19 protein-coding genes are annotated in these 21,353 nt (G+C 43.4%); 13 read left to right on the top strand and 6 right to left on the bottom strand.

The window, feature by feature from the left end:
- Nucleotides 1-4: 4 nt before the first annotated feature.
- The 5 genes from K9M52_RS16550 (at nucleotide 5) to K9M52_RS16530 (ending at nucleotide 5,834) form a co-directional block, all read left to right on the top strand.
- Nucleotides 5-520: a DUF4199 domain-containing protein gene (locus K9M52_RS16550; protein WP_224069547.1), complete on the top strand. Its 516-nt coding sequence runs from the start codon at nucleotides 5-7 to the stop codon at nucleotides 518-520.
- A 52-nt stretch (nucleotides 521-572) separates the two neighbouring features.
- Nucleotides 573-1,520 (top strand): glycosyltransferase family 2 protein, encoded by a 948-nt coding sequence (locus K9M52_RS16545; RefSeq protein ID WP_224069546.1) that lies wholly within the window; start codon nucleotides 573-575, stop codon nucleotides 1,518-1,520.
- A 134-nt stretch (nucleotides 1,521-1,654) separates the two neighbouring features.
- Nucleotides 1,655-2,866 carry a pyridoxal phosphate-dependent aminotransferase gene (locus K9M52_RS16540; RefSeq protein WP_224069545.1) on the top strand — a complete coding sequence of 404 codons (1,212 nt, stop codon included), beginning with the start codon at nucleotides 1,655-1,657 and terminating at the stop codon, nucleotides 2,864-2,866.
- A 576-nt stretch (nucleotides 2,867-3,442) separates the two neighbouring features.
- Nucleotides 3,443-4,768: a cytochrome ubiquinol oxidase subunit I gene (locus K9M52_RS16535; RefSeq protein ID WP_224069544.1), complete on the top strand. Its 1,326-nt coding sequence runs from the start codon at nucleotides 3,443-3,445 to the stop codon at nucleotides 4,766-4,768.
- 1 nt (nucleotide 4,769) lies between these two features.
- Nucleotides 4,770-5,834 carry a cytochrome d ubiquinol oxidase subunit II gene (locus K9M52_RS16530; RefSeq protein ID WP_224069543.1) on the top strand — a complete coding sequence of 355 codons (1,065 nt, stop codon included), beginning with the start codon at nucleotides 4,770-4,772 and terminating at the stop codon, nucleotides 5,832-5,834.
- Between the two features lie 567 nt (nucleotides 5,835-6,401).
- On the opposite strand, the gene nagB is transcribed toward K9M52_RS16530, so the two are convergent.
- Nucleotides 6,402-8,306, bottom strand: coding sequence for a glucosamine-6-phosphate deaminase (nagB, locus tag K9M52_RS16525; RefSeq protein ID WP_224069542.1), 1,905 nt, complete (start codon nucleotides 8,304-8,306; stop codon nucleotides 6,402-6,404).
- Between the two features lie 179 nt (nucleotides 8,307-8,485).
- On the opposite strand from nagB, the gene K9M52_RS16520 reads away from it, so the two are divergent.
- From K9M52_RS16520 to K9M52_RS16485, 8 genes are all read left to right on the top strand, one after another.
- On the top strand, nucleotides 8,486-9,064 hold the full coding sequence (locus tag K9M52_RS16520) for a DNA-3-methyladenine glycosylase I (protein ID WP_224069541.1): 579 nt from the start codon (nucleotides 8,486-8,488) through the stop codon (nucleotides 9,062-9,064).
- 86 nt (nucleotides 9,065-9,150) lie between these two features.
- Nucleotides 9,151-9,741: an acetate uptake transporter gene (locus K9M52_RS16515; protein ID WP_224069540.1), complete on the top strand. Its 591-nt coding sequence runs from the start codon at nucleotides 9,151-9,153 to the stop codon at nucleotides 9,739-9,741.
- A gap of 88 nt (nucleotides 9,742-9,829) precedes the next feature.
- Complete coding sequence (abc-f, locus tag K9M52_RS16510; protein ID WP_224069539.1) at nucleotides 9,830-11,788, top strand: ribosomal protection-like ABC-F family protein; 1,959 nt, start codon at nucleotides 9,830-9,832, stop codon at nucleotides 11,786-11,788.
- A gap of 138 nt (nucleotides 11,789-11,926) precedes the next feature.
- Nucleotides 11,927-12,649, top strand: coding sequence for an NTP transferase domain-containing protein (locus K9M52_RS16505; RefSeq protein ID WP_224069538.1), 723 nt, complete (start codon nucleotides 11,927-11,929; stop codon nucleotides 12,647-12,649).
- A 23-nt stretch (nucleotides 12,650-12,672) separates the two neighbouring features.
- On the top strand, nucleotides 12,673-13,587 hold the full coding sequence (locus K9M52_RS16500; RefSeq protein ID WP_224069537.1) for a hypothetical protein: 915 nt from the start codon (nucleotides 12,673-12,675) through the stop codon (nucleotides 13,585-13,587).
- A gap of 74 nt (nucleotides 13,588-13,661) precedes the next feature.
- Nucleotides 13,662-14,603, top strand: coding sequence for a CDP-alcohol phosphatidyltransferase family protein (locus tag K9M52_RS16495; RefSeq protein WP_224069536.1), 942 nt, complete (start codon nucleotides 13,662-13,664; stop codon nucleotides 14,601-14,603).
- A gap of 7 nt (nucleotides 14,604-14,610) precedes the next feature.
- A complete protein-coding gene (locus tag K9M52_RS16490; RefSeq protein WP_224069535.1) occupies nucleotides 14,611-15,351 on the top strand; it encodes an HAD family hydrolase in 741 nt (246 codons plus the stop codon).
- Between the two features lie 76 nt (nucleotides 15,352-15,427).
- Nucleotides 15,428-15,847, top strand: coding sequence for a GtrA family protein (locus tag K9M52_RS16485; protein ID WP_224069534.1), 420 nt, complete (start codon nucleotides 15,428-15,430; stop codon nucleotides 15,845-15,847).
- A 10-nt stretch (nucleotides 15,848-15,857) separates the two neighbouring features.
- Here K9M52_RS16485 and K9M52_RS16480 read toward each other — a convergent pair whose 3' ends face one another.
- The 5 genes from K9M52_RS16480 to K9M52_RS16460 form a co-directional block, all read right to left on the bottom strand.
- Entirely contained in the window at nucleotides 15,858-17,027 is a 1,170-nt protein-coding gene (locus K9M52_RS16480; RefSeq protein WP_224069533.1) for an ABC transporter permease, read from the bottom strand.
- 3 nt (nucleotides 17,028-17,030) lie between these two features.
- Nucleotides 17,031-17,987 (bottom strand): HlyD family secretion protein, encoded by a 957-nt coding sequence (locus tag K9M52_RS16475; RefSeq protein WP_224069532.1) that lies wholly within the window; start codon nucleotides 17,985-17,987, stop codon nucleotides 17,031-17,033.
- Between the two features lie 2 nt (nucleotides 17,988-17,989).
- Nucleotides 17,990-19,369: a TolC family protein gene (locus K9M52_RS16470; RefSeq protein ID WP_224069531.1), complete on the bottom strand. Its 1,380-nt coding sequence runs from the start codon at nucleotides 19,367-19,369 to the stop codon at nucleotides 17,990-17,992.
- Between the two features lie 518 nt (nucleotides 19,370-19,887).
- Nucleotides 19,888-20,589 carry a sterol desaturase family protein gene (locus K9M52_RS16465; protein WP_224069530.1) on the bottom strand — a complete coding sequence of 234 codons (702 nt, stop codon included), beginning with the start codon at nucleotides 20,587-20,589 and terminating at the stop codon, nucleotides 19,888-19,890.
- Nucleotides 20,590-20,634: 45 nt separating this feature from the next.
- The gene (locus K9M52_RS16460) at nucleotides 20,635-21,351 is read right to left on the bottom strand and encodes a DUF4833 domain-containing protein (RefSeq protein ID WP_224069529.1); all 717 of its coding nucleotides are present in this window, start codon (nucleotides 21,349-21,351) and stop codon (nucleotides 20,635-20,637) included.
- Between the last annotated feature and the right edge of the window lie 2 nt (nucleotides 21,352-21,353).

Here is a 21,353-nt window from a genome sequence, read left to right as displayed (position 1 = left end):
TTCCATGGAAAAGAACAAAGGGAAACTCTGGGAAAAAGGTATCATCATCGCATTGATCCTGATTGTGCTCAATTTGATTTTTCATTTTACCGGGCAAGACCAAAACCCCTCCATGGGCTGGATTGGTATAGCTATCTTTGTGGTGGCCATTATCTACATTACCATTCAGTATAGCAAAGAACATGACGGACAGGTAACTTTTGGCAACCTCTTTGCACATGGGTTTAAAGTGTCGGCCATTGTGACCTTGATTATGATCATATGGGTCGTATTGATGTATAAGGTCATATTTCCCGATATGCAGGAGACGATGATGCAGATGCAGAGAACAGAAGGATTGAAAAAAGGGTATTCAGAAGAGCAGCTTAGCAAGGGCCTGGAAATAACTAAAAAGTATTTTATGACATTTGCTATAGGCGGCACTCTTTTAACCTATGCGATCTTAGGCCTCATCGGTGCACTGCTCGGCGCTGCATTTTCCAAGAAAATGCCGGCCAACAGTTCTCCGTTTCAACAGTAAATAATAATACCGGTTAAAATAAGCCGGTCCTGATAGAAAGTATAAGCGTTTTATGATAAATATATCTGTAATTGTCCCTCTGTTTAATGAAGACGAATCCCTGCCGGAACTGGCAGACTGGATTACCAGGGTCATGAAAGAAAATAATTTCACATATGAGGTAATTATGGTAGATGATGGCAGCACCGATAATAGCTGGGCTGTTATTGAATCCATCGCCAGAATCAATACGAATTTCAAGGGTATAAAATTTCAGCGCAATTACGGTAAATCAGCGGCGCTCAATGAAGGGTTTAAAGCCGCAATAGGAGAGGTGGTGATCACCATGGATGCAGATTTGCAGGATAGCCCTGACGAGGTTCCAGAACTCTATAAAATGATCCAGGCCCAAGGATATGATCTGATTAGTGGCTGGAAGAAAAAACGCTATGATAATAAACTGACCAAAAACCTGCCATCAAAACTTTTTAATGCTGCTGCCAGGCGCAGTTCTGGCATTAAACTCCACGACTTTAATTGCGGCCTTAAGGCCTACAAAAAGAAAGTTGTCAAAAGTATCGAGGTCTATGGAGAGATGCACCGCTATATCCCTGTGCTCGCCAAATGGGCAGGGTTCAGAAAGATTGGCGAAAAAGTAGTGGAACACCGCGCACGTAAATTTGGCGTTACTAAATTCGGGTTGGAAAGATTTGTCAACGGTTTTTTGGATCTGGGGACTATTTCTTTTATCAGCCGCTTCGGTAAGCGCCCCATGCACTTTTTTGGTCTCTATGGCAGCCTTTGCTTTTTTATCGGCTTTTTGATCAGCATCGCCCTGATCATCAATAAATTCATTCACCCTTTTCAGGGCCTGACCAATAGTCCGTTGTTCTTCATGGCACTGACGGCGATGATTATCGGGATGCAGCTTTTTCTGGCGGGATTTATCGGAGAACTGATAGCCAGAAACGGTGCGGACCGTAATAAATACCTGATAGAACAGCGTCTTGGATTGGATTAATGCTGACGCCCCCAACTATTTTCTTCCCAAAAACGAATGACAGGTAGTTTTTGTAGTACCTTTGCCCCGCAGGTACCGCCAACCAGGCGGGCTACCCCGTCGATTAATAATAACTAATTGAATTAGTGTAACATATGTCTAGTCTATCTATAAGCCAAAGAGGCATCCAGATGCCGGCTTCTCCTATACGCAAGCTCGTGCCTTTCGCAGAAAAGGCTAAAGAAAACGGTATTCATGTATATCATCTTAATATCGGCCAACCCGATATTGAAACGCCTCCCGCAGCGATGGACGCCGTTCGGCACAATCATATGCGGGTTTTGGAATATAGTCACAGTGCCGGCAATGAGTCTTATCGCAGAAAACTTGCTGGTTATTACAACGGTATTGGTATCGATGTCAATCATGAAGAGATTCTAATTACGACCGGCGGTTCTGAAGCTATCTTTTTTAGTTTTCTGGCTTGCCTAAACCCAGGAGACGAGATTATTATTCCGGAGCCTTTTTATGCCAACTACAATGGTTTCGCTATTGAAGCCGGTGTAAAAGTTGTTCCTGTACCTTCCAGTATCAAAGATGGTTTTGCCTTGCCACCGGTCAGTGATTTTGAAAAACTGATCACAGACAAAACTAAAGCCATCGTGCTTTGTAACCCTAATAATCCGACAGGTTATCTATATAGCGCAGATGAAATGACAACCTTAAGGGATATTATTTTGAAATACAACCTGTACTTAATGGCAGATGAAGCTTACAGGGAATTTTGCTACGGAGGGACTCATATTAGTGCTATGACGCTGAAAGGCGCGGAGAATAATGTCATATTGACCGACACGATCAGTAAGCGCTATAGTGCCTGCGGTGCCCGCATGGGCGCACTGGTTACCAAAAACAAAGAGGTCATGGAAACGGTGCTGAAATTTGCGCAGGCCAGACTCAGCCCTCCGGGCTTTGCACAGATTCTGGGAGAAGCGGCAACTGAATTGCCGAGTGATTATTTTGACGGCACCAGAGCGGAATACAAAAACAGGAGAGACACCCTTGTGGGGCGTTTAAATGCAATGGAAGGCGTGTACTGCCCCAACCCGGGCGGGGCTTTTTACGCAATGGCAAGTCTGCCGGTCGAGGACGCTGAAGATTTTTGTAAATGGCTGTTGGAAGAATTTTCATATAAGAATCAGACGCTTATGATGGCTCCTGCGCCTGGTTTCTATGCAACACCCGGCTTAGGCAAAAATGAAGTTCGTCTGGCCTATGTGCTAAATACAAGTGAAATAGAAAAGGCGATGGATTGCCTTCAGGAAGCTCTGAAAGTATATCCTAAAAAGCCCGCCAAATTGGTTTAAAAAGCGAAAATTACTTTTTGATTAAGTTTTACATATTCTTAGTTTTTTAGTAACAATTTTCACCCTATCTTTGTGCCACTAAAGTGATTAGGAGCGGTTTTAAGAGGATGGAGAGTAGAATAATTTAAACGATCGTTGTTACTAAGAATCCCCAGAAAATAGAACCAGATTTAAAATAAACTGTAAGGTGGAAGGGCTGCATAATGATAAACGTTAAATGAATCAAAAAAGCTCAAGAAACTTCAAAAAAAGATCAAACTCCTTTAAACTTTTTTGTCAGCATTCGGTCAGATAATTACGAAAGACGAGAATACGAATTAGCGAAAGCTGATGTTCACAATAAAGATATTTGACACTGATTATTTGAGTTAGTTTTTGAATTATCAGTACACCTTTTTTTCATATGGCAAGCAATCGAAGACGGTCTGTGGTTTCTACCACGGACCTTTCTTTTTATGTGCAACCTGGGGACCCCGGTAAAATAACTCCTTACATTCTTTTCCGGTTTAAAACAAACGTTAGAAACAAAATGGTTAGCTTTGCCGTGGCTCCGGATTCATGATTAAACCTTCCGCCATGGATAATTTTATTGCCGCCCGCTCCCAAATGGCCCTATCGCTAGGCTTTCACATTATTTTCTCTTGTATTGGCATGGTGATGCCTTTTTTTATGGCCGTATCTCATTTTATCTACCTGAAAACCGGTAACATACTCTATAAAAACATCACTCGTGCATGGAGCAAGGGCGTTGCCATATTTTTTGCGACAGGTGCTGTTTCAGGCACTGTACTTTCTTTTGAACTGGGATTATTGTGGCCTACTTTCATGGAACATGCGGGGCCTATCTTCGGGATGCCATTTTCCCTGGAAGGAACAGCTTTCTTTGTAGAAGCCATAGCGCTCGGTTTTTACCTGTATGGGTGGGACAAGTTTAATAAATGGTTCCATTGGACAACCGGGATGATTGTGGGAATCAGCGGCCTGCTATCCGGTATTCTGGTCGTAGCAGCTAATGCCTGGATGAACAACCCTACAGGATTCGATTTTGCAAACGGGGCCTATCTCAACATTGATCCTATAAAAGCGATGTTCAATGACGCATGGTTTTCGCAGGCATTGCACATGTGTGTGGCAGCGTTCGTTGCCACAGGCTTTGCGGTAGCTGGTGTTCACGCCCTGATGATCTACCGGAAGAAAAATATTCTATTCCATGCGAAGGCTTTTAAAATAGCCGCCATCTTTGCTTGTGTTGCAGCCATATTGCAACCACTGAGCGGAGATATTTCAGCCAAAAATGTAGCAAAGCTACAACCTGCAAAACTTGCTGCCATGGAAGCCGTACTGAAGACGGAAAAATCGGCGCCTCTTATTATCGGGGGCATTCCTGATATCGCCTCAGGTGAGGTCAAATATGCGATTAAACTTCCCGGCATGTTAAGCTATATGGCCTATAATGATTTAAATGCCACCGTGAAAGGTTATGATCAGATTCCGGAAGCTGAGCAGCCACCACTGATGATTACGCATATTTCCTTCCAGATCATGGTAGCGTTAGGTATGTTTATGCTATTAATAGCAGTACTATACCTCGTGATCCTCGTCAAAAAGAAAAGCTGGCAGAAAAAAAGATGGTTACTCAAGCTATTTATCCTGGCAACACCCCTGGGATTTATAGCTGTAGAAGCGGGATGGACGGTCACGGAAGTTGGCAGGCAGCCGTGGATTATCTACGGTATTATGAAAACCTCAGAGGCTGTTACCCCGATGCCGGGAATTCCTTATACCTTCTATATATTCACGGCCGTATATATTTCTCTGTCGTTTGTGGTCATATTTATGCTTTCCAGGCAGATAAGAATGGTTGACAAATTGTATGACATTACTTCTTCAACAACCTCCTAAAATGCAAATGATGTTATATGTAGTCATATCTTTTCTTTGGATTTCCCTATGGTTTTACCTGCTTTTTGGCGGTGCAGATTTTGGTGCAGGCATTCTTGAACTCTTCACCAGATCTCATAATAAAGACCGTACCAGACGAACAATGTATAGAGCTATTGGCCCTATCTGGGAGGCCAACCATATGTGGTTGATTATTGCGATCGTAATACTATTTGTTGGTTTCCCGGCCATTTATGCTACGATGTCCACCGCAATGCATATTCCGCTTATTATTATGCTTTTAGGTATTATCGCCAGGGGTACAGCCTTTGCATTCAGGCATTACGATGCTGTCGTAGATGATATGCAGCATTTATATAGTAAAATATTTACTTGGTCTTCCTTAATCACTCCTTTGTTTTTGGGAGTTATTGCCGGCAGTACCGTGTCTGGAAAGATAGACGCCAAGCCAGCCAATTTTCTGGAAGGCTATATATTTAGCTGGCTGGACTGGTTTACGATTGCTGTAGGCTGTTTTACTGTAGCGATCTGTGCTTTTCTGGCAGCGATATTTTTGATCGGAGAGGCAACGGGAGAAAAAGACAAAAGACGCTTTATCGCAAAGGCAAAGACTTCTAATATAGCGGCCTTTATCTGTGGCGGACTGGTATTCATGGCGGCCATTTATGAGGGTATCCCGCTCGAAGATTGGATATTTGGTAACTGGGTAGGCCGGATCAGTATTCTTTTAGCGTCGTTATCTTTAATCTTGCTTTGGTATTTATTGAGCAAAGGAAAGGTTGGGATTCTACCAGTGCTGGCGGGGTTTCAGATAACGATGATCCTGCTATCCGTTACCTATGTTCACTTTCCAAAGATTGTTCTGCTAAAAGGAGGCGGCTACCTTTCCCTGATGGAACACCATGGCCAAGCCAAAACCCTTGAAGCATTGGGCTGGGCCCTTGTCATCGGCAGTGTTTTTATTTTGCCGGCTTTATTCTACTTGCTTTATAGCTTTCGAAAATCAGCCAAAAAACAAGCCGCAGCAAAACGGGCTACCGAAGCGATAGCAGGCCCGATAAATTAAAGCGATTAAATTATTGCCTTGACACTAACATAAGAAGCGTCAAGCCGTCTTTCAATCTGGTAACCCCAGATTCAATCGTATAGAGAATAAACAGGCCAACTATGATCCATTTGTATCGATGAGGAGCCGCCAGGATTCTCTACAAAATAACGCAGACCTTTTGTAAAAACGCCGCAGACCAGCAAGACCTGCCGCAAGACAATGTTATAAGATCCTGGCAAAGCTTTGCCGGTGGGGTTACAGCCTATATGCTTCAGATTAACGGGCAGGAGGTGACCAGATCCCGAAACTCAGATCTGACTTCTTCATGTTTCTTTGGAATTAAAAGAGCTGGACAAGGCATTAATCTTGTTATGTCTGAATCAAAACCTTTATCGAAGGAACCGGTGGCAGATCGCTCTATAAAGCAATTTCATTTTATCGGGAAACCGAAGATTTCAAAAAAGGGGGTTAACCTTTTTATAAATAAAGGCACTCCTTTATTTTATTTGAAACAAAGAAGTGCCTTTTGTTTTTTATTTACACCCGGCAATATTCGTCATATTGACCGGTTAAATCTGCCTGTCCTTAAAAATGCCAGCGGACAAAAGCTTCCATCGCGGCATATTGTGTCAGACCAAGCTGTGCATATAAGCTGGCAGTATTGGCGTTGCGTTCCTCCGCCCTTTGCCAGAATTCACGGCTATCTGTACCCTGAAAAGGAACAGAATCTTTCTGGGATTGGTGAATGAAGATACCATAACGTTTCTTTTTCACCTGATCAGGGCTCATAGGCACTGCCATTTCGATTTCGGCGATATCCCATTCTTGCCAGGCGCCTTTATACAGCCATACCCAACAGTCTTTCACCCAAGCATCACCTTCCGCCTTTAGCCTTCTCATACTTTCAAAAATAATATCCAGACAGACCTTATGCGTTCCATGCGGGTCAGCCAGGTCTCCGGCGCAATAGACCTGTTGTGGCTGAATCTTTCTTAATAACTCCATAGTTACCTTAATATCCTCTTCGCCCATCGGTTTTTTCTCGATGGTTCCCGTTTCATAGAAAGGCAGATTCATAAAATGAATCTGTTCATCGCTCAGTCCCACATATTTAGCAGTTGCTTTTGCTTCACAACGTCGGATCAAACCTTTGACGGACCGGATAATCTCTGTATCTATATCATTGGGCTTCTTGGTCGCAATAAAGTCTTGTGCTTCTTTCAGGATCTGGTTACTCGTCGAAGCATCCTGACGGGTCAGTTGATCAAAGCCTACTGCGAAATCCAGAAAGCGCGTTACAAACTCATCTGTAACGGCAATATTACCGCTGGTCTGATAGGCGACATGAACGTTGTGGCCCTGGTCGTGCAGACGCATAAAAGTCCCACCCATCGAGATGATGTCATCATCAGGATGCGGGGAGAAGATCAAACAAGTCTTTGGATACGGTGTGGAACGTTCGGGATGATTAGCTCTGGGTTCACCAGGCTTACCACCGGGCCAACCAGTGATAGAATCACGCAGCATATAGAATACCTGTAAGTTGATCTCGTAGGCATCTCCATTATCAGCCAGCAAATCACTCAGACCGTTTTCATTATAATCATTATTGGTCAGGCTCAGAATCGGCTTACCTATTTTAAGCGCCATATCTACCACTGCTCTGCGAACCAGGGCATCGGTCCATTCAACATTGCCACACAACCAAGGCGATTTAAAGCGGGTGAGTTCAGTTGCAGCCAATTCATCAATGACAAAAGTACAGTTATTGTGCATCTGCAGATAGCTGGCCGGCACCTGATCAGTAACTGGGCCTTCGACTGCGGTCACTACCGTAGGAGCTTTATTTCCCCAAGCCATCAGCACAATCCTCTTAGATTTCATGATGGTACCCAGCCCCATGGTAATAGCCAGCCTGGGCACTTTAGACAGGTTGACAAAGTCTCTACAGTTGGCAATACGGGTATTGTTGTCCAGAATTAATAAACGCGTCTTGGAAAACAAACTCGATCCCGGCTCATTAAAACCGATATGACCGTTATGACCCAGGCCTAATAGTTGTAAGTCAATACCCCCGGCAGCATCGATCTTGCTTTCATAATCTTCACATGCCTGACGTACATCTGCTTTTGCAAGTTCACCGTTCGGCATATGGATATTAGCAGGGTCAATATCAACATGGTCAAATAAATGCTGATGCATAAATGTCCAGTAACTGTTAATTGAATCTCTGCTGATCGGATAGTACTCATCCAAGTTAAATGAGACTACGTTTTTGAAACTTAGCCCTTCTTCTTTATGCATACGTACCAACTCAGCATAAAGTTGAATGGGGGTGGAGCCAGTGGCCAGCCCCAGTACACATTTTTCATTTTTTTCCGCTTTGCTGCGGATCAGATCGGCGATCTCTCTGGCAACAGCCAGGGAGCCCTCATCTGGTGTCTTGTAAATTTCTACTGGGATTTTCTCAAAAGAGTCAACCATGTTCATAGTCAATAAGGAATTTGATGGGTGAATGTGAGCGGTAAAGTTAATTCAAAATCACGGAATCAAGTGCAGTCAGAACAAACGTTTGATAAAACGAAACGGGTAGTCATATCCTTTTTTTTAATAGGTATAACTATGCCGGAAATTTCCGTTACATTTAAGCAATTTTTAAAACTTTTCCTATGAGTTACTGCAAGTTTGTACAGGCGATTAAAGAAGAAAAAGACTTGATCCATACAATATATCATGACCAGTATTACGGCTTCCCGTTAGAGGACGATAATGAGCTTTTCGGAAGGCTGATCCTGGAAATCAATCAGGCCGGCCTGTCCTGGGCCACGATCCTAAGAAAGGAAGCCGCCTTTAAAAAAGCCTTCCATAATTACAACATCACCAAAATCGCCCGGTATAAAGACCGGGATATCGAGCGGCTTTTAAAAGATGAGGGTATTATCCGCAACCGGCTAAAAATCCAAGCGGTGATCCACAATGCCGGTGTTATCCAGCAACTGCAAAAAGAGTACGGTTCTTTTAAAAACTGGCTGGATCTTCAACACCCGCTCCCTAAGGAAGATTGGGTCAGGCTCTTTAAAAAGACTTTTAAGTTTACAGGCGGAGAAATTACCGGTGAATTTCTAATGAGCACTGGCTATTTACCGGGGGCACATGACCCTGACTGCCCGGTTACCCAAAAGCTAAAAAAACTAAAGAATCTTCCACTGAACCGACATCCAGGAAAGTCCCGTTTGACTAAAAACTAACGGCAAATGTGGGATAAATGTGGATTGTTTCTTATGTATATAATTATATATATAGAAAATCTCCGTTATTTTTAAGCAAAAAATAAATGGAAAATCAAATTATTCAGGTAGACAAGACAGCTAATCCCGCACCACTGGGTCTTTTAGGCTTCGGCATGACCACTGTGCTGCTCAATATCCATAATGCAGGTTGTATTCCACTGAGTAGTATGATCCTGGCCATGGGTATTTTCTATGGAGGTATCGCCCAGGTTATTGCGGGCATTATGGAATGGAAAAAAGGTAATACTTTCGGCACCACCGCCTTTATCTCATATGGCTTCTTCTGGCTCACACTGGTGGGACTTTTGGTCCTTCCCAAAATAGGATGGTGGGATGCAGAACAGAATATGTCGGCCTCTATGGGTTACTACCTTTTCCTTTGGGGATTGTTTACTTTTGGAATGTTTTTTCCGACACTTAAAAACAACCGCGCACTTCAAGTCGTTTTTGGCACATTGACCATCTTATTTTTCCTGTTATCCGCGGCAGAATTTACCGGTAATGCAAGTCTTACCAAAATTGCAGGCTATGAAGGAATTATCTGTGGCGCGTCTGCCATTTATACCGCACTTGCAGAGATTGTAAATGGTGCTTACGGCAAAACCGTGCTACCGTTGGGAATGGTCAAAAAATAAGGGCAAAAGGTAAAGTTTTAGCCCGGAAGCATTGGCTGGTTTTTTGAGCGCCGCAAATTGCTTACTTTTGCAGCACAAAAATTCAGTTATGCTCGTCGGATTTAATAATGTAACATTTGAATTTGGTGCCCGTGTTATTGTAACAGAGGCTACCTGGCACATTCATCCAGGAGAAAGAATCGGTCTGATCGGTTACAATGGTACAGGTAAATCGACCCTTTTAAAAGTGCTCGTGGGTCAATATCAGCCGTCAGCCGGTACGGTAGAAAGAGGTAAGTCAACGACGATCGGCTACCTTCATCAGGATTTATTAAGCTTTGATACACAGGAAAGTATCCTTGAAGTCGCCATGGGTGCCTTTGAGAGGATTCGCTTTCTGGAAAAGGAAATTGAACGGCTGGGGCAGGTTCTCGAAGATAATTCCGACGAAAAATTGCTGGAAAAATATACAGATTATCTTCACGAAATGGACGTGCTGGACGGCTACACTATTCAGCACCGCACCGAAGAAGTATTACACGGTCTGGGTTTCAGCACAGAAGAGCTCGACCGGCCTTATAAGACATTTAGCGGAGGCTGGCGTATGCGCGTCCTGTTGGCTAAAATGATTCTGCAACAACCAGATGTGCTCTTACTGGATGAGCCGACGAACCACCTGGACCTACCCTCTATCGAATGGCTGGAAAAGTACCTGTCTGGCTATAAAGGAAGTGTGGTCATCGTATCTCACGACCAGTTCTTCCTGAATAAAATGGTGAATAAAATTGTTGAACTATATCAGCAACAATTACATATATATACTGGAGATTATGCATATTATCAGAAGGAAAAGGAGCTCCGTATAGAAATGCAGCAGCGGGCCTACGAAAACCAACAAGAATATATAAAGCAGCAGGAAAGATTTATCGAACGTTTCCGTGCAAAGGCGACAAAAGCGGCCCAGGCACAATCCGCCATGAAAAGACTGGATAAGATCGACCGCATTGAACAGGTTGAGATGGAACGGCCTAATCTAAGAATCAATTTTCAGATCGATAAACAGCCAGGCAAGATACTTGTCACCCTAAAAAATGTCTCCAAAGCTTTTGGAGATCGTATTATTGTTCAAGGTGCCTGTGCTGAAATTGACCGCGGTGACAAGATCGCACTTATCGGGGCTAATGGCAAGGGAAAATCGACGCTTCTGAGAATGATCGCTGATACAGAGACTTTTGAAGGAGAGCGCATATGGGGACATAATGTAGAAGAAAGCTTCTATGCGCAACATCAGCTGGAGAGCCTGAATCTGGACAATACTATAATCGAGGAAATGCAGCTATGCGGCAGCGGAAAGACTGAACTCGAACTGCGTAGCTTATTGGGTGGCTTTATGTTCGGCGGAGATGATATAGATAAAAAGATCAAGATCCTGAGTGGGGGTGAAAAAGCAAGAGTAGCGCTGGCAAAGGTTATTGCCAGTAAATCCAACTTCCTCATGCTGGATGAGCCGACGAACCACTTGGATATGCATTCAGTAGACTTGCTGGCTACCGCGCTGACCAAATATGAAGGCAGCCTGATCTTTGTCAGCCATGACCGGTATTTTATCTCAAAAACGGCCAATAAGATCTGGGAGATAGAGGATTACCAGATAAAAGAATTTAAGGGTAGCTATGCGGAATATATGGAGTGGAAAGAACTAATGGCAGCCCGTCAGAAGCAAATGAATAAAGAAGAGCCTACAGACGAACAGCCTGTGAAAATGGCCAGACCTACACCGGCAGCTGCACCAAAGCCAGTTCAGAATGAGCCACAGCTGGACCGCGAACAGAAAAAAAACTTACAGCGGCATCAGCGGCAGCTGGAGAAAACAGAGGCACTTATCGATACACTCAAAGGAAAACAAACCGCTATTGAACTGGAAATGTCCCTGCCAGAGACCTATGCGGAAGCCGCAAAATTCAGTGAGCTCGAGAAAAGCTATTCCGAAGTCAGAAAGCAGTTAGATAAAGCAGAAAAGGAATATGAGTCGCTTTTTGAGCAGATCCTTGAACTTGAAGGCCTTTAGCGCTTATTTACCAGTAACTTAGCCCGTGCTTACCGCTTACCGACAAAAAACGGTGTTTAAACGATTATTTTTACGGAAACGCTAAAAAAACCGACTTTAAAGGCCTGGCTGGCTTATCTTTGCACACAAATTTCTGATATGGTATATGGCATTATTGCAGCAGGAGAAGGATCCAGATTAAAAGCAGACGGCTACCGTGGATGTAAGCCCATGGTGAAAATTGCCGGTGAAACCTTAATCCAACGCCTGGTCCGGATCTTTGTTGAAAATAGTGCCACGGCTGTCTACATCATACTTAATAACACAGAAAAGGAGGTAGGGGCGTTTATCGATGGCCTGCCTGTTGCCAGACAATTGCCCATTCATATCATATATAAAGATACGCCCAGCTCATTTCACAGTTTCTATGCGCTCATCAGTCATATGGCGCCTGAGCACAGAACTGATGTCTGTATTTCGACCATTGATCCTATATTCAGTGAAGACCTTTTCAAAGGATATGTAGATGCATTTAGACAAAATACAGCGGTGGATGGCTTGATGGCCGTCACTTCATTTGTTGAAGATGATAAGCCACTACATGTATATACAGATGAAAATGAGCGGATCACAAAATTTACGGGTGTCCCCCTTACAGGGCAACACTGGATCTCCGGTGGCATTTATTTACTTAGAAAAGAAGCCCTTGCAGTAGCTGAACCTGCCATGCAAGGTGGCGTCAGCAAAATGCGCAATTATCAGCAGGCGCTCCTGGATGCAGGCATGTATCTAAAGGCGCACGATTTAGGCAAGATCATTGATATCGATCATGTGAGTGATATTCCGCTGGCAGAAGCACTCATTCAATCCACTACTATTTAAATTAAACGATTTAGAATATATTCATGCAGGTAATCGGTATAAAAAGAGCAGTTAAACACTCACCCAATCATATTAACAATGATGCCACCATTTTTCAGATGGTGGCAGATCAGTTGGAAGCATCTGGTATTATCTTAAGCACTTTTCATGAACACGAGTTCCTGAAAGCAGAGTATAAAACAGAAAGTCTGAAAGAGACCCGGCTCATCTTTTCCATGTCCCGGAATCCGGAAGTATTGTCGAGGTTAAAAAGCATTGAACGGCAGTCAGGCAATACAATTGTCATGATCAATAGCCCGCTTGGCATTGAACATTGCTTCAGATCTAATATCACCAGAATTCTCCTGGATAATAAAATTCCTACAGCGCCCAGTGCCATTATGCCAACCACAGGCTATGATCCGGAGATACTCAAAAAGCTTGATCATGGCCATGGGCTCTGGATGAAAAGAGGGGATTTTCATGCCATCATTAAAGAAGATGTCGTCTTCGCCGCAAATCCCGTAAAAGCCATTGAACATATGAGAGCTTTTAAGGAAAGAGCGATTGGAGAAGTAGTTGTATCTACCCATTTGGGAGGCGATCTGATCAAATTCTATGGTGTGCATGGGACCGACTTTTTCCATTGGCTCTATCCATATGACAAGGGGCATTATAAATACAAGGAGTTTCAGGCAATCAATGGACAGACGCAGTATTATGATTTTGATGCAGCCCGGTTAAAGGCGATATCTGATAAAACTGCCGTCAAGGCTGGCGTGCCAATTTATGGCGGTGATGCCGTCATAGACGATAAAGGCCATATAGCCATCATTGATTTTAATGACTGGCCAAGCTTTGCACCTTGTAGAGAGGATGCTGCCAGGGCCATCACGAACAAGCTCCTGCAGGCATTACAGGCAAAAGTGGCGGCTGCCGGCCTTCCTGCGTCACAATAGGCCATGGTATTCATGGGCAAAATACTATGCACAGACAACAATATTGACTACATACACTTACCTTCTTTTCAGTAATGAACGAACAAATTGAACAAACGGATGACAGAGAGCGGATTGAGCGTAAGGACCAGAACGAATTCACGGCCTCTCTTAAATCCCGTGACACAGAAGAACAGATTGACATCTGGTTTTACCGACCCATCGGTCTGCGCATCGCGAAAGCCTGTGCCAGGTTGAATATCACGCCTAACACGGTGACCATTACCAGCATATATATCGGGGTTGTGGCAGGTATCCTTTTTTATTGGAATAATATTTGGATCAATATTATAGGCATGCTGCTTTTGATATTTGCGAATTCCCTGGATAGCGCCGACGGCCAGCTGGCCCGTCTTACCAATAATAAAAGCCGATTTGGCAGGATCCTGGACGGTATCGCAGGTGACTTCTGGTTCGGAGCCATCGCGATCGCTTTATCGCTCAGGCTTATGCATGCCGGCTGGTCGCCTTTCGTATGGATACTGGCTGTCGTATCCGGGCTGTCCCATGTCATTCAATCTGCCATGGCCGATTACTACCGCAACCTTTACCTGTATTTTCTGAAAGGCGACAGCGGCAGTGAGTTTGATAACAGTAAGGATGTGGAAAAACAGATCAACGACTTTACCGGTATTCGCCGTTTCGCAATGAAGACGTATCATAACTATACAAAAATCCAGGAAAGCGCTTCTCCCTGGCTGCAGAAGTTTTTGCATAAATTGAGGATAGAACCGGATTTTATGACGCCGGAGCTAAGAAATGGCTTTCTGGTGGCCAATAAGCCGCTCATGAAATACACCAATATTATTCAGTTCAATACCCGGGTTATTTTTCTGTTTATCTGGTTATTTATCGGTCAGCCATGGCTCTATTTTCTGTTTGATATTTTTATCCTGAACCCAATCATGCTCTATTTAATAAGCCGTCAGGAGCGCTATTGCCGAAAGACACTTGCTCAAGTCGCAAAAAACAATTAAACGCATAATGTTACATACGGACAACATTCAGGCATTGTTATTTGATTTTGGCGGCACTATTGATACCGGCGGCCTGCACTGGCTACACGTTCTCTACCCCCTGTGGGAAGACCGGTTGCCCGGTCTTGATCCGGGTATATATCGCCAGGCATTTGCACACGGCGAACGTACATTGGCCAGAGAAAGGATCATCCTGCCGACAGATAATTTTCTGGACTTGTTGGAAAAGAAACTGGCCATCCAGGCAACCTTTCTACAGGAAAACAAAGTCGCCTGTACGATAAGAGATCAGAAAGTTGTCGCCGATGAAGCCTATCAGGAAGCGCTGGACAACTGCCAGCAGCACAGCCTGATCATAAAAAGACTAAAGCAAAAGTACAAGGTGGGTATGGTCTCCAATTTTTATGGCAATTTACATGCTGTCCTTGAAGACTTTGGCATTGTTGACATCTTTGAAACGGTAACCGAATCCGCCGTTGTAGGAGTAAAAAAACCGGATCCACAGATCTGGCAACTGGGTTGTGATAGTCTTGGCCTTTCTCCAAGTGTTTGCATTGCTGTCGGAGATTCACTTATCAAAGATATGCAGCCGGCAACAGCCATCGGTTGCCAGGGCCTCTGGTTAAGGGGAAAAGGTTGGGAGGACGAGCCCATAAGCGGCCCGGGAGAGCAGCAAAGAGATGAACCGGAAATCCCTGTCGATATACAGTCGATTTATTCTCTGGAGCAAATAACAACACTCCTTTAAAACAGCAAAACCGGCTTGTATTAATTTCCTCAATATATGCCAGGGGTATCGCAGACCATTCAATTAGAATCAAACTATGGCCAAAAAGATATTACAGCTCAACGAAAAGAAGAAAGTCTCCGTGATGCAGTTCCTGAAATCGGAACTCTCCTCACTGAGTTCTTCGATCATAGACCTTTCTGTATTTACGCTGTGCTCTGTGGTCTTCCATTTTAATATTATTGTCTCAACAAGTGCGGGGGTTATTGTTGGCGGCGTTGTAAATTTTTTAATGAACCGCAACTTCGCCTTCAAGAGTTTCGAACAAAAGAAAAGTCACCAGGTAGCCCGTTATCTGATTGTTTGGTGTGGTTCGCTTTTATTGAACACCTATGGTACTTATGTATTTGTGGAAAAACTAGGTATCAATAAGTTTGTCAGCCGGCTGGGAACAGGGCTCATTGTCCGATTCGCCTGGAATTTCCCACTGCTTAAATACTTTGTATTCAAAAAATAATCTTCTGAAACTAAGCACTGACAGTTTCCTGCTTCAATAGTTTTCTTTTTTTGGCATAAAGAGCAATAAAACTAAGCAAGGCGCCAACAGCGGCAATGATCATCATATTGCCAATATAAGGATAGGTTAAATCAAAATCGCCCTGTTCAATAATCAGAATTCTAAAGGCGGGCAAAAAATGCGTCAATGGTATGACCTGAGCAATCCCCTGAATCCAAACCGGCATTTGGCTTAAAGGCCAGGTAAATCCCGATATCATAAAACTAGGTGTTGCTACCACCATTAATACTTCCGTAGCTTTGAGCTGATCCGGAATTATGATGCTGACCAGAACGCCGATGAAGGTCACCGAAAGCACAAAAACACCGGCCACAAGCGTCAGCTTTCCCAAGTTTTCAGTAAAAGGGATATTAAACCACCACGTAAAGCACCAGTACATCAACCATATAACAAAACTCATGATCAGATATGGAATTACTTTCACCATCAATAACTGCAGCGTAGAATTGGTTTTACGTATCAGTGTCCTAAAACTGCCCGATTCAAATTCGCTGGCAAAAGAAAGGGCCAGGCCCAGCAGTAGCACCTGTTGGAGTACAGTGGCCAGTACGCCTGGCCACAAAAAATACATGTAATTCGTCGCCCGGTTATTCTTTTTAATAAAAGTTGTCCTAAACGGCTCATACTGGCTCATCAAAAGATGCTCCGGGGTACCTTGCTTTCTAAGTGTTTCCAGTTGTGTACCGACTTTCAGGGTTCCAAGGACCACCTGTAAGGCCCCCGATGCATAATTGGCCGTCAGAATATTAGCCGTATTGACAATTGTGCGCACCTCGGGATACCTCTTAGTGAGCACATCTGTTTCAAAACCTTTGGGAATGATCACCACACATGCTGCTTTTTTGGCAATCATAAGCCGGGAAAGATGCGCTTCATCAAAACGTAAGGCAGCAATGGATAATACTTCATTATCCTGAATCATCTCCACTATTTTTGCACTCATTGAACTTTGGTCTTCGTCAACAACGATAACAGGCAGATCAGTCGCTTTTCCCTTGCTGTAAACATAGCCGATCAGAATACCATATAGGAGCGGGGCGCCAAAAAACAAGAGCCGCAGTACTTTATTACCCCAGAACAGGCGGAACTCCCTTTTTAGTAGATTCAAAAAACTGCGCATAGGTTACTTTTTTATTGTTACCGTAGATTTTGAGAGAATATTTATAGTCGCTGCAGGATCCTGAGGGCGTATCAGCATTTCATAAAGCGGGTCCTGCAGGTCGTAATCAGGGTAGGCTGTTGCAATGTTCGCATAGGCTCCAATAGGCTTAATTTGCCGGACAATCCCTTTTAACTCTTTGCCCAGATAAGGAACATTTACCAAAACTTCTTTACCTTTTTGAAAAGACGACAATTTACTTTCCGGTATCGTAAAGCGAAAATAGGTGCTGCTATCAAGAACTCCTTTAAACAAAGTATAACCGGGAAGAGCCAGTTCACCTAATTTAAGTGTGATGGTTGCTACCTGCATATTTTGCGGTGCCAGAATATAGCGCTCTTTTTCCGCAGCCTGTACTTCTTTTAAAGCACCTAAGGCCCGGTCCTGCTGCCCCCGGGCCATCATCTGCTGTTCGATTCTTACACCGTTTTTCACATCGGCAATCTCGGCATCAACGGCTTCCATTTGCGCCTTTGCTCCTTGATACTTGGCGAAGACCTCATCATATTGTTGTTGGGGTATCAAAGAGTCTTTGACCAGATCCTTCAGCCGGTTCAGTGATTTACGCGCAAATTCATACTGCTCGGTCAAGGCAGCCTTTTTTGCATTCAGCTGTTTTAACTGATTGGCAGTAGCGCCGCGGACAGCCATCTCATATTGGGCCTCAGCGGAGGTTACAGCGCCTTTTGCCTGTGCCTTTTTCGCATCAACTTCGGGAATATCCAATACAGCGAGTGTGTCACCTCTTTTTACATGATCGCCTTCTCTAACCAATAACCGATCGATCCTGCCCGGCACTTTACCAACAACGGCGATTTCATCACGCTCTACTTTTCCTTGAATCGTCTGCGTCATTTCTGGTTGGTTATTGCAAGAAAGAATACTTAATACCAGCCCCAGAAGAATGTTTCTTTTTTTCATAACTATTGGGTTGAAATAAGTGAATGTAATACGCCGGCTGACTGATAGGTCTCTAGTGCTGCCTGCCTTTGTTTGATAACAGCATCTAATTCATTTAGTGACTCCTTATAAAGATCTGTTTCAGCAGTCAGTCGTTCAGTCACACTAATTAAGCCTGCCCGGTATTGCTTTACAGCCAGCAGATTATTGTTGGTGGCGACCGCCTCTCTTTGCCGGGCGATTTCGATCTGCTCTGACGCACTTTGGTATTCAATTTTACTCTTTTGGAACTGAAGTAGAATTTTTTCCTTCGTGTCACTCAGCTTATTTTCCAACTGCTGTACGTTTATCCTTGCCTGCTCAATTTTATGTTTGCGTTCAAACCCGCCGAATAGTTCCCATTTCATCGCAATGCCAACCATCCATGTGGGATTTAATGTTAACTCTTTTGTGGTCAACCGGGCCGTAGTGTTCAATATCGTAAGCGGTGCGCTGATCTCTCCATTAAATAGCGAACTATAACTGTACCCTCCAAAAGCGCCAAGCGTTGGCAGCAAACTCCCTTTTTCCTTTTTAACCGCATATTCAGACGCTACTTTAAATGATTCCAGGGCCTTGACTTCATTTCTATTGTCAACCGCCAATTCATCTGTAATGATGACAGGCTCAACGTCATGCTTACATGCCATAATATCTGCCTTATTCATGCCCGTCGCCTGCTGAATTTTTAAAATCAGTAGTTCTTTTCTGCGATGCACATCAGCTCTTTTTGCTTTCAGCTCTAATGTAGCCAGCTTAATTTTATCCCGATCATAGGGGACAGCCAGGCCAGCTGATATAGCTTTCTCCACTCTTTCCGATTCTTTGTTCAAACGCCTCTCACTTTCATCAATCAATTTATCTGCTGAGCGCAACATTTCCAGCTGATCGAAACTTAAAACAATATCTTTAATCACCTCATCCATCCGAAGCTGCATCATATAACCGGTTCCCTGATTTTTGTACTGAACGGCTCTTGCCCCGTTAGCGATCTGACCGCCACTAAAGAGCACTGTTTTGGCCATGACACCTCCATGAAAAGCCTGTCCTTTAATGGAAAAGTCTGATGCTCCATTAAATAAAGGGTAACCGGTAATGGGCAAAAAAATTGTAGGTAGATCCAGCGTTCCTTTACTGTTTAGATAGCCGTACAAAGCATTTGCTTCTACTTTGGGCAGATACTTATCCCATATACCTTTGCGCTCTAGTTCCAGTTTTTGCTTTTCCAGGTTTTGATTGGTTAACTCCACATCCTTTTTTAAAGCAGCCTGTATTGCACTTTTTACATCAGCAGTCAGTTGCAGCTGTGCAGCTCCTACATAACCGATCAGTAAAACCACTGTGCTTAAAATCAGCTTTTTCATTGCATGAGATTTTGAATTTTATCTAATCTGAAATGCGTTTCCTCCGATATCTGATAAGCAGTAAGGCACAGCATCCAAAAAAGAATGCTTCCGGGCCTTGGCCCGCTTAACGCCTTCATTAACAAAATTTATTATACCGGCCCTGCCTATTGACCCTTTTTGGTGTCTCTGGAAGATTGGCTCAGGTTTACCACCTTTCTAATCGTTTCTATATGTCTCATTTTGACAATCTTCCTTGTTTAAAAACCTCACTATAAAGTTATTAAAACAATGGCGATCATACGGGCATCTTACATTTAAAAAAAAGGGCGACATAAACATTGATTATCAAATAGTTAAAAATAAATCAAAGGATTATTTTACCTTTTAGGCTTGCCATGGCAGAAGCAACCAACGAAAAAACCCTGCAAAAACAATATTTATTGTTATTTGCAGGGCCTATGCGATCAATCTGTTATTATAATTCCTGGTGCTATAATACTTTATCTGTTAGTTCTAACATTCTAAAAAAGAGGAAGTCATATAACAGCCTCGGGGGCCTCGTTCTTGTTTCCGGCAGTCTTTGTGACAGTTGCAGTATCCCCCTGACTGCGGTCTTTTTTCTTCGGAAAGCCAGAGATGAAGATTTTGTCCCATAATGATGAGCTTACGCCAAATCCCTTGTGTTCGTCCTGGTAATGGTGCAGCATATGATGCTGTTTGATCCTCTTCATCAGGGAAGATTTAAAATTATAATGATGCATGGCGTAGTGCATCATGTCGTAGATCAGATAACCGGTGAGGAAACCGGGGAAAAAGCTGCTTAATGCCCCACCAGTGGGTAGTATCAGATAAAATAGGAAATAAAACAACAGCGCCAGCGGAATGCTTACAGAAGGAGGCATTACCAGTCTTTTCTTATCACGTGGATAATCATGATGCACACCGTGGAAGATAAAATGAATTCGCTGCCCCCACCTGGAACTTGGATGAAAATGGAAGATATACCGGTGTAACACATATTCTGTCAACGTCCAGACGAATAATCCCAGGACATAATAACCCAAAAAGAACAGGAAACTATCATGAAATACCGCAAAAGTCCTGTAAATGAAAAAGGCAATTGCGGGGATAAAAATAAATAACGGGACAGTAAAGTGCACCTTGGAAAGACTTTCCAGGAAGCTACTTTTAAACATTCTTGTTGACTCCGTAGAGTTTGATACGAAATTCTTTGCCATAACCCTAAAATTTAATTCGCTGATACAAATTTAGTCAATTTATTGCTAGCCTTCTTTATCATGACCGGCGTCAGGATCTTTTTTCACATCTGTCAACCGTTGAACTTCCTGTTTGCCGGTCGTCAGATCTTCACCTCTAAGTTCAACATACTCAACATGAGGATTCCAGAACGACCCTCCTTTAATATAGATGAATATGCTGCCCAACACGGTTAACTTGTCATTAATTTTACCATAGACCCGCCATTTACCATCCTTGGTCTGCAACAGATACATATGGTACTTTTTATAGGAAACAAACCAAAATTCATATTTTTTTGCTCCTCTTTCCTTGATATTCAAACCATAGGCAAAATGTCGCTGTATAAAATTAAGCTCTTTCTTATCACCGGCCGGAGAATCGCCATAACGTAGCCAATATGTTGTCAGAGGTACTTTAAGGTTTACGTTGCCTTTACTATCCACATTCAGGTCACAGGCAATGGTATTGGCATTGGGCGTACGCTGCAAAAAAAACATGCGGTGGGCGGAAGCAGGAGGGATGGGATAGGCCATGCCTTCTCTGGTAATTGTCGACTGGGCCTTGCTCTGCGTGAAGCCATAAGTAATGGACAACAGCCCTACAATCAATGACTTATATAGGAAAGCCCGCTTCACATTAATAATTTTATTTATGTTTTTATCCCTATACTGCAGCCCTTTGAACGAATAAACGCTTTCAAGCCATTGCAGCACTTTTCTGCCACTTTTCTGTCCTCTCATTA

The organism is Arachidicoccus terrestris (assembly GCF_020042345.1).
GTDB lineage: Bacteria > Bacteroidota > Bacteroidia > Chitinophagales > Chitinophagaceae > Arachidicoccus > Arachidicoccus terrestris.
This window is presented reverse-complemented; position numbering and strand designations above follow the sequence as displayed.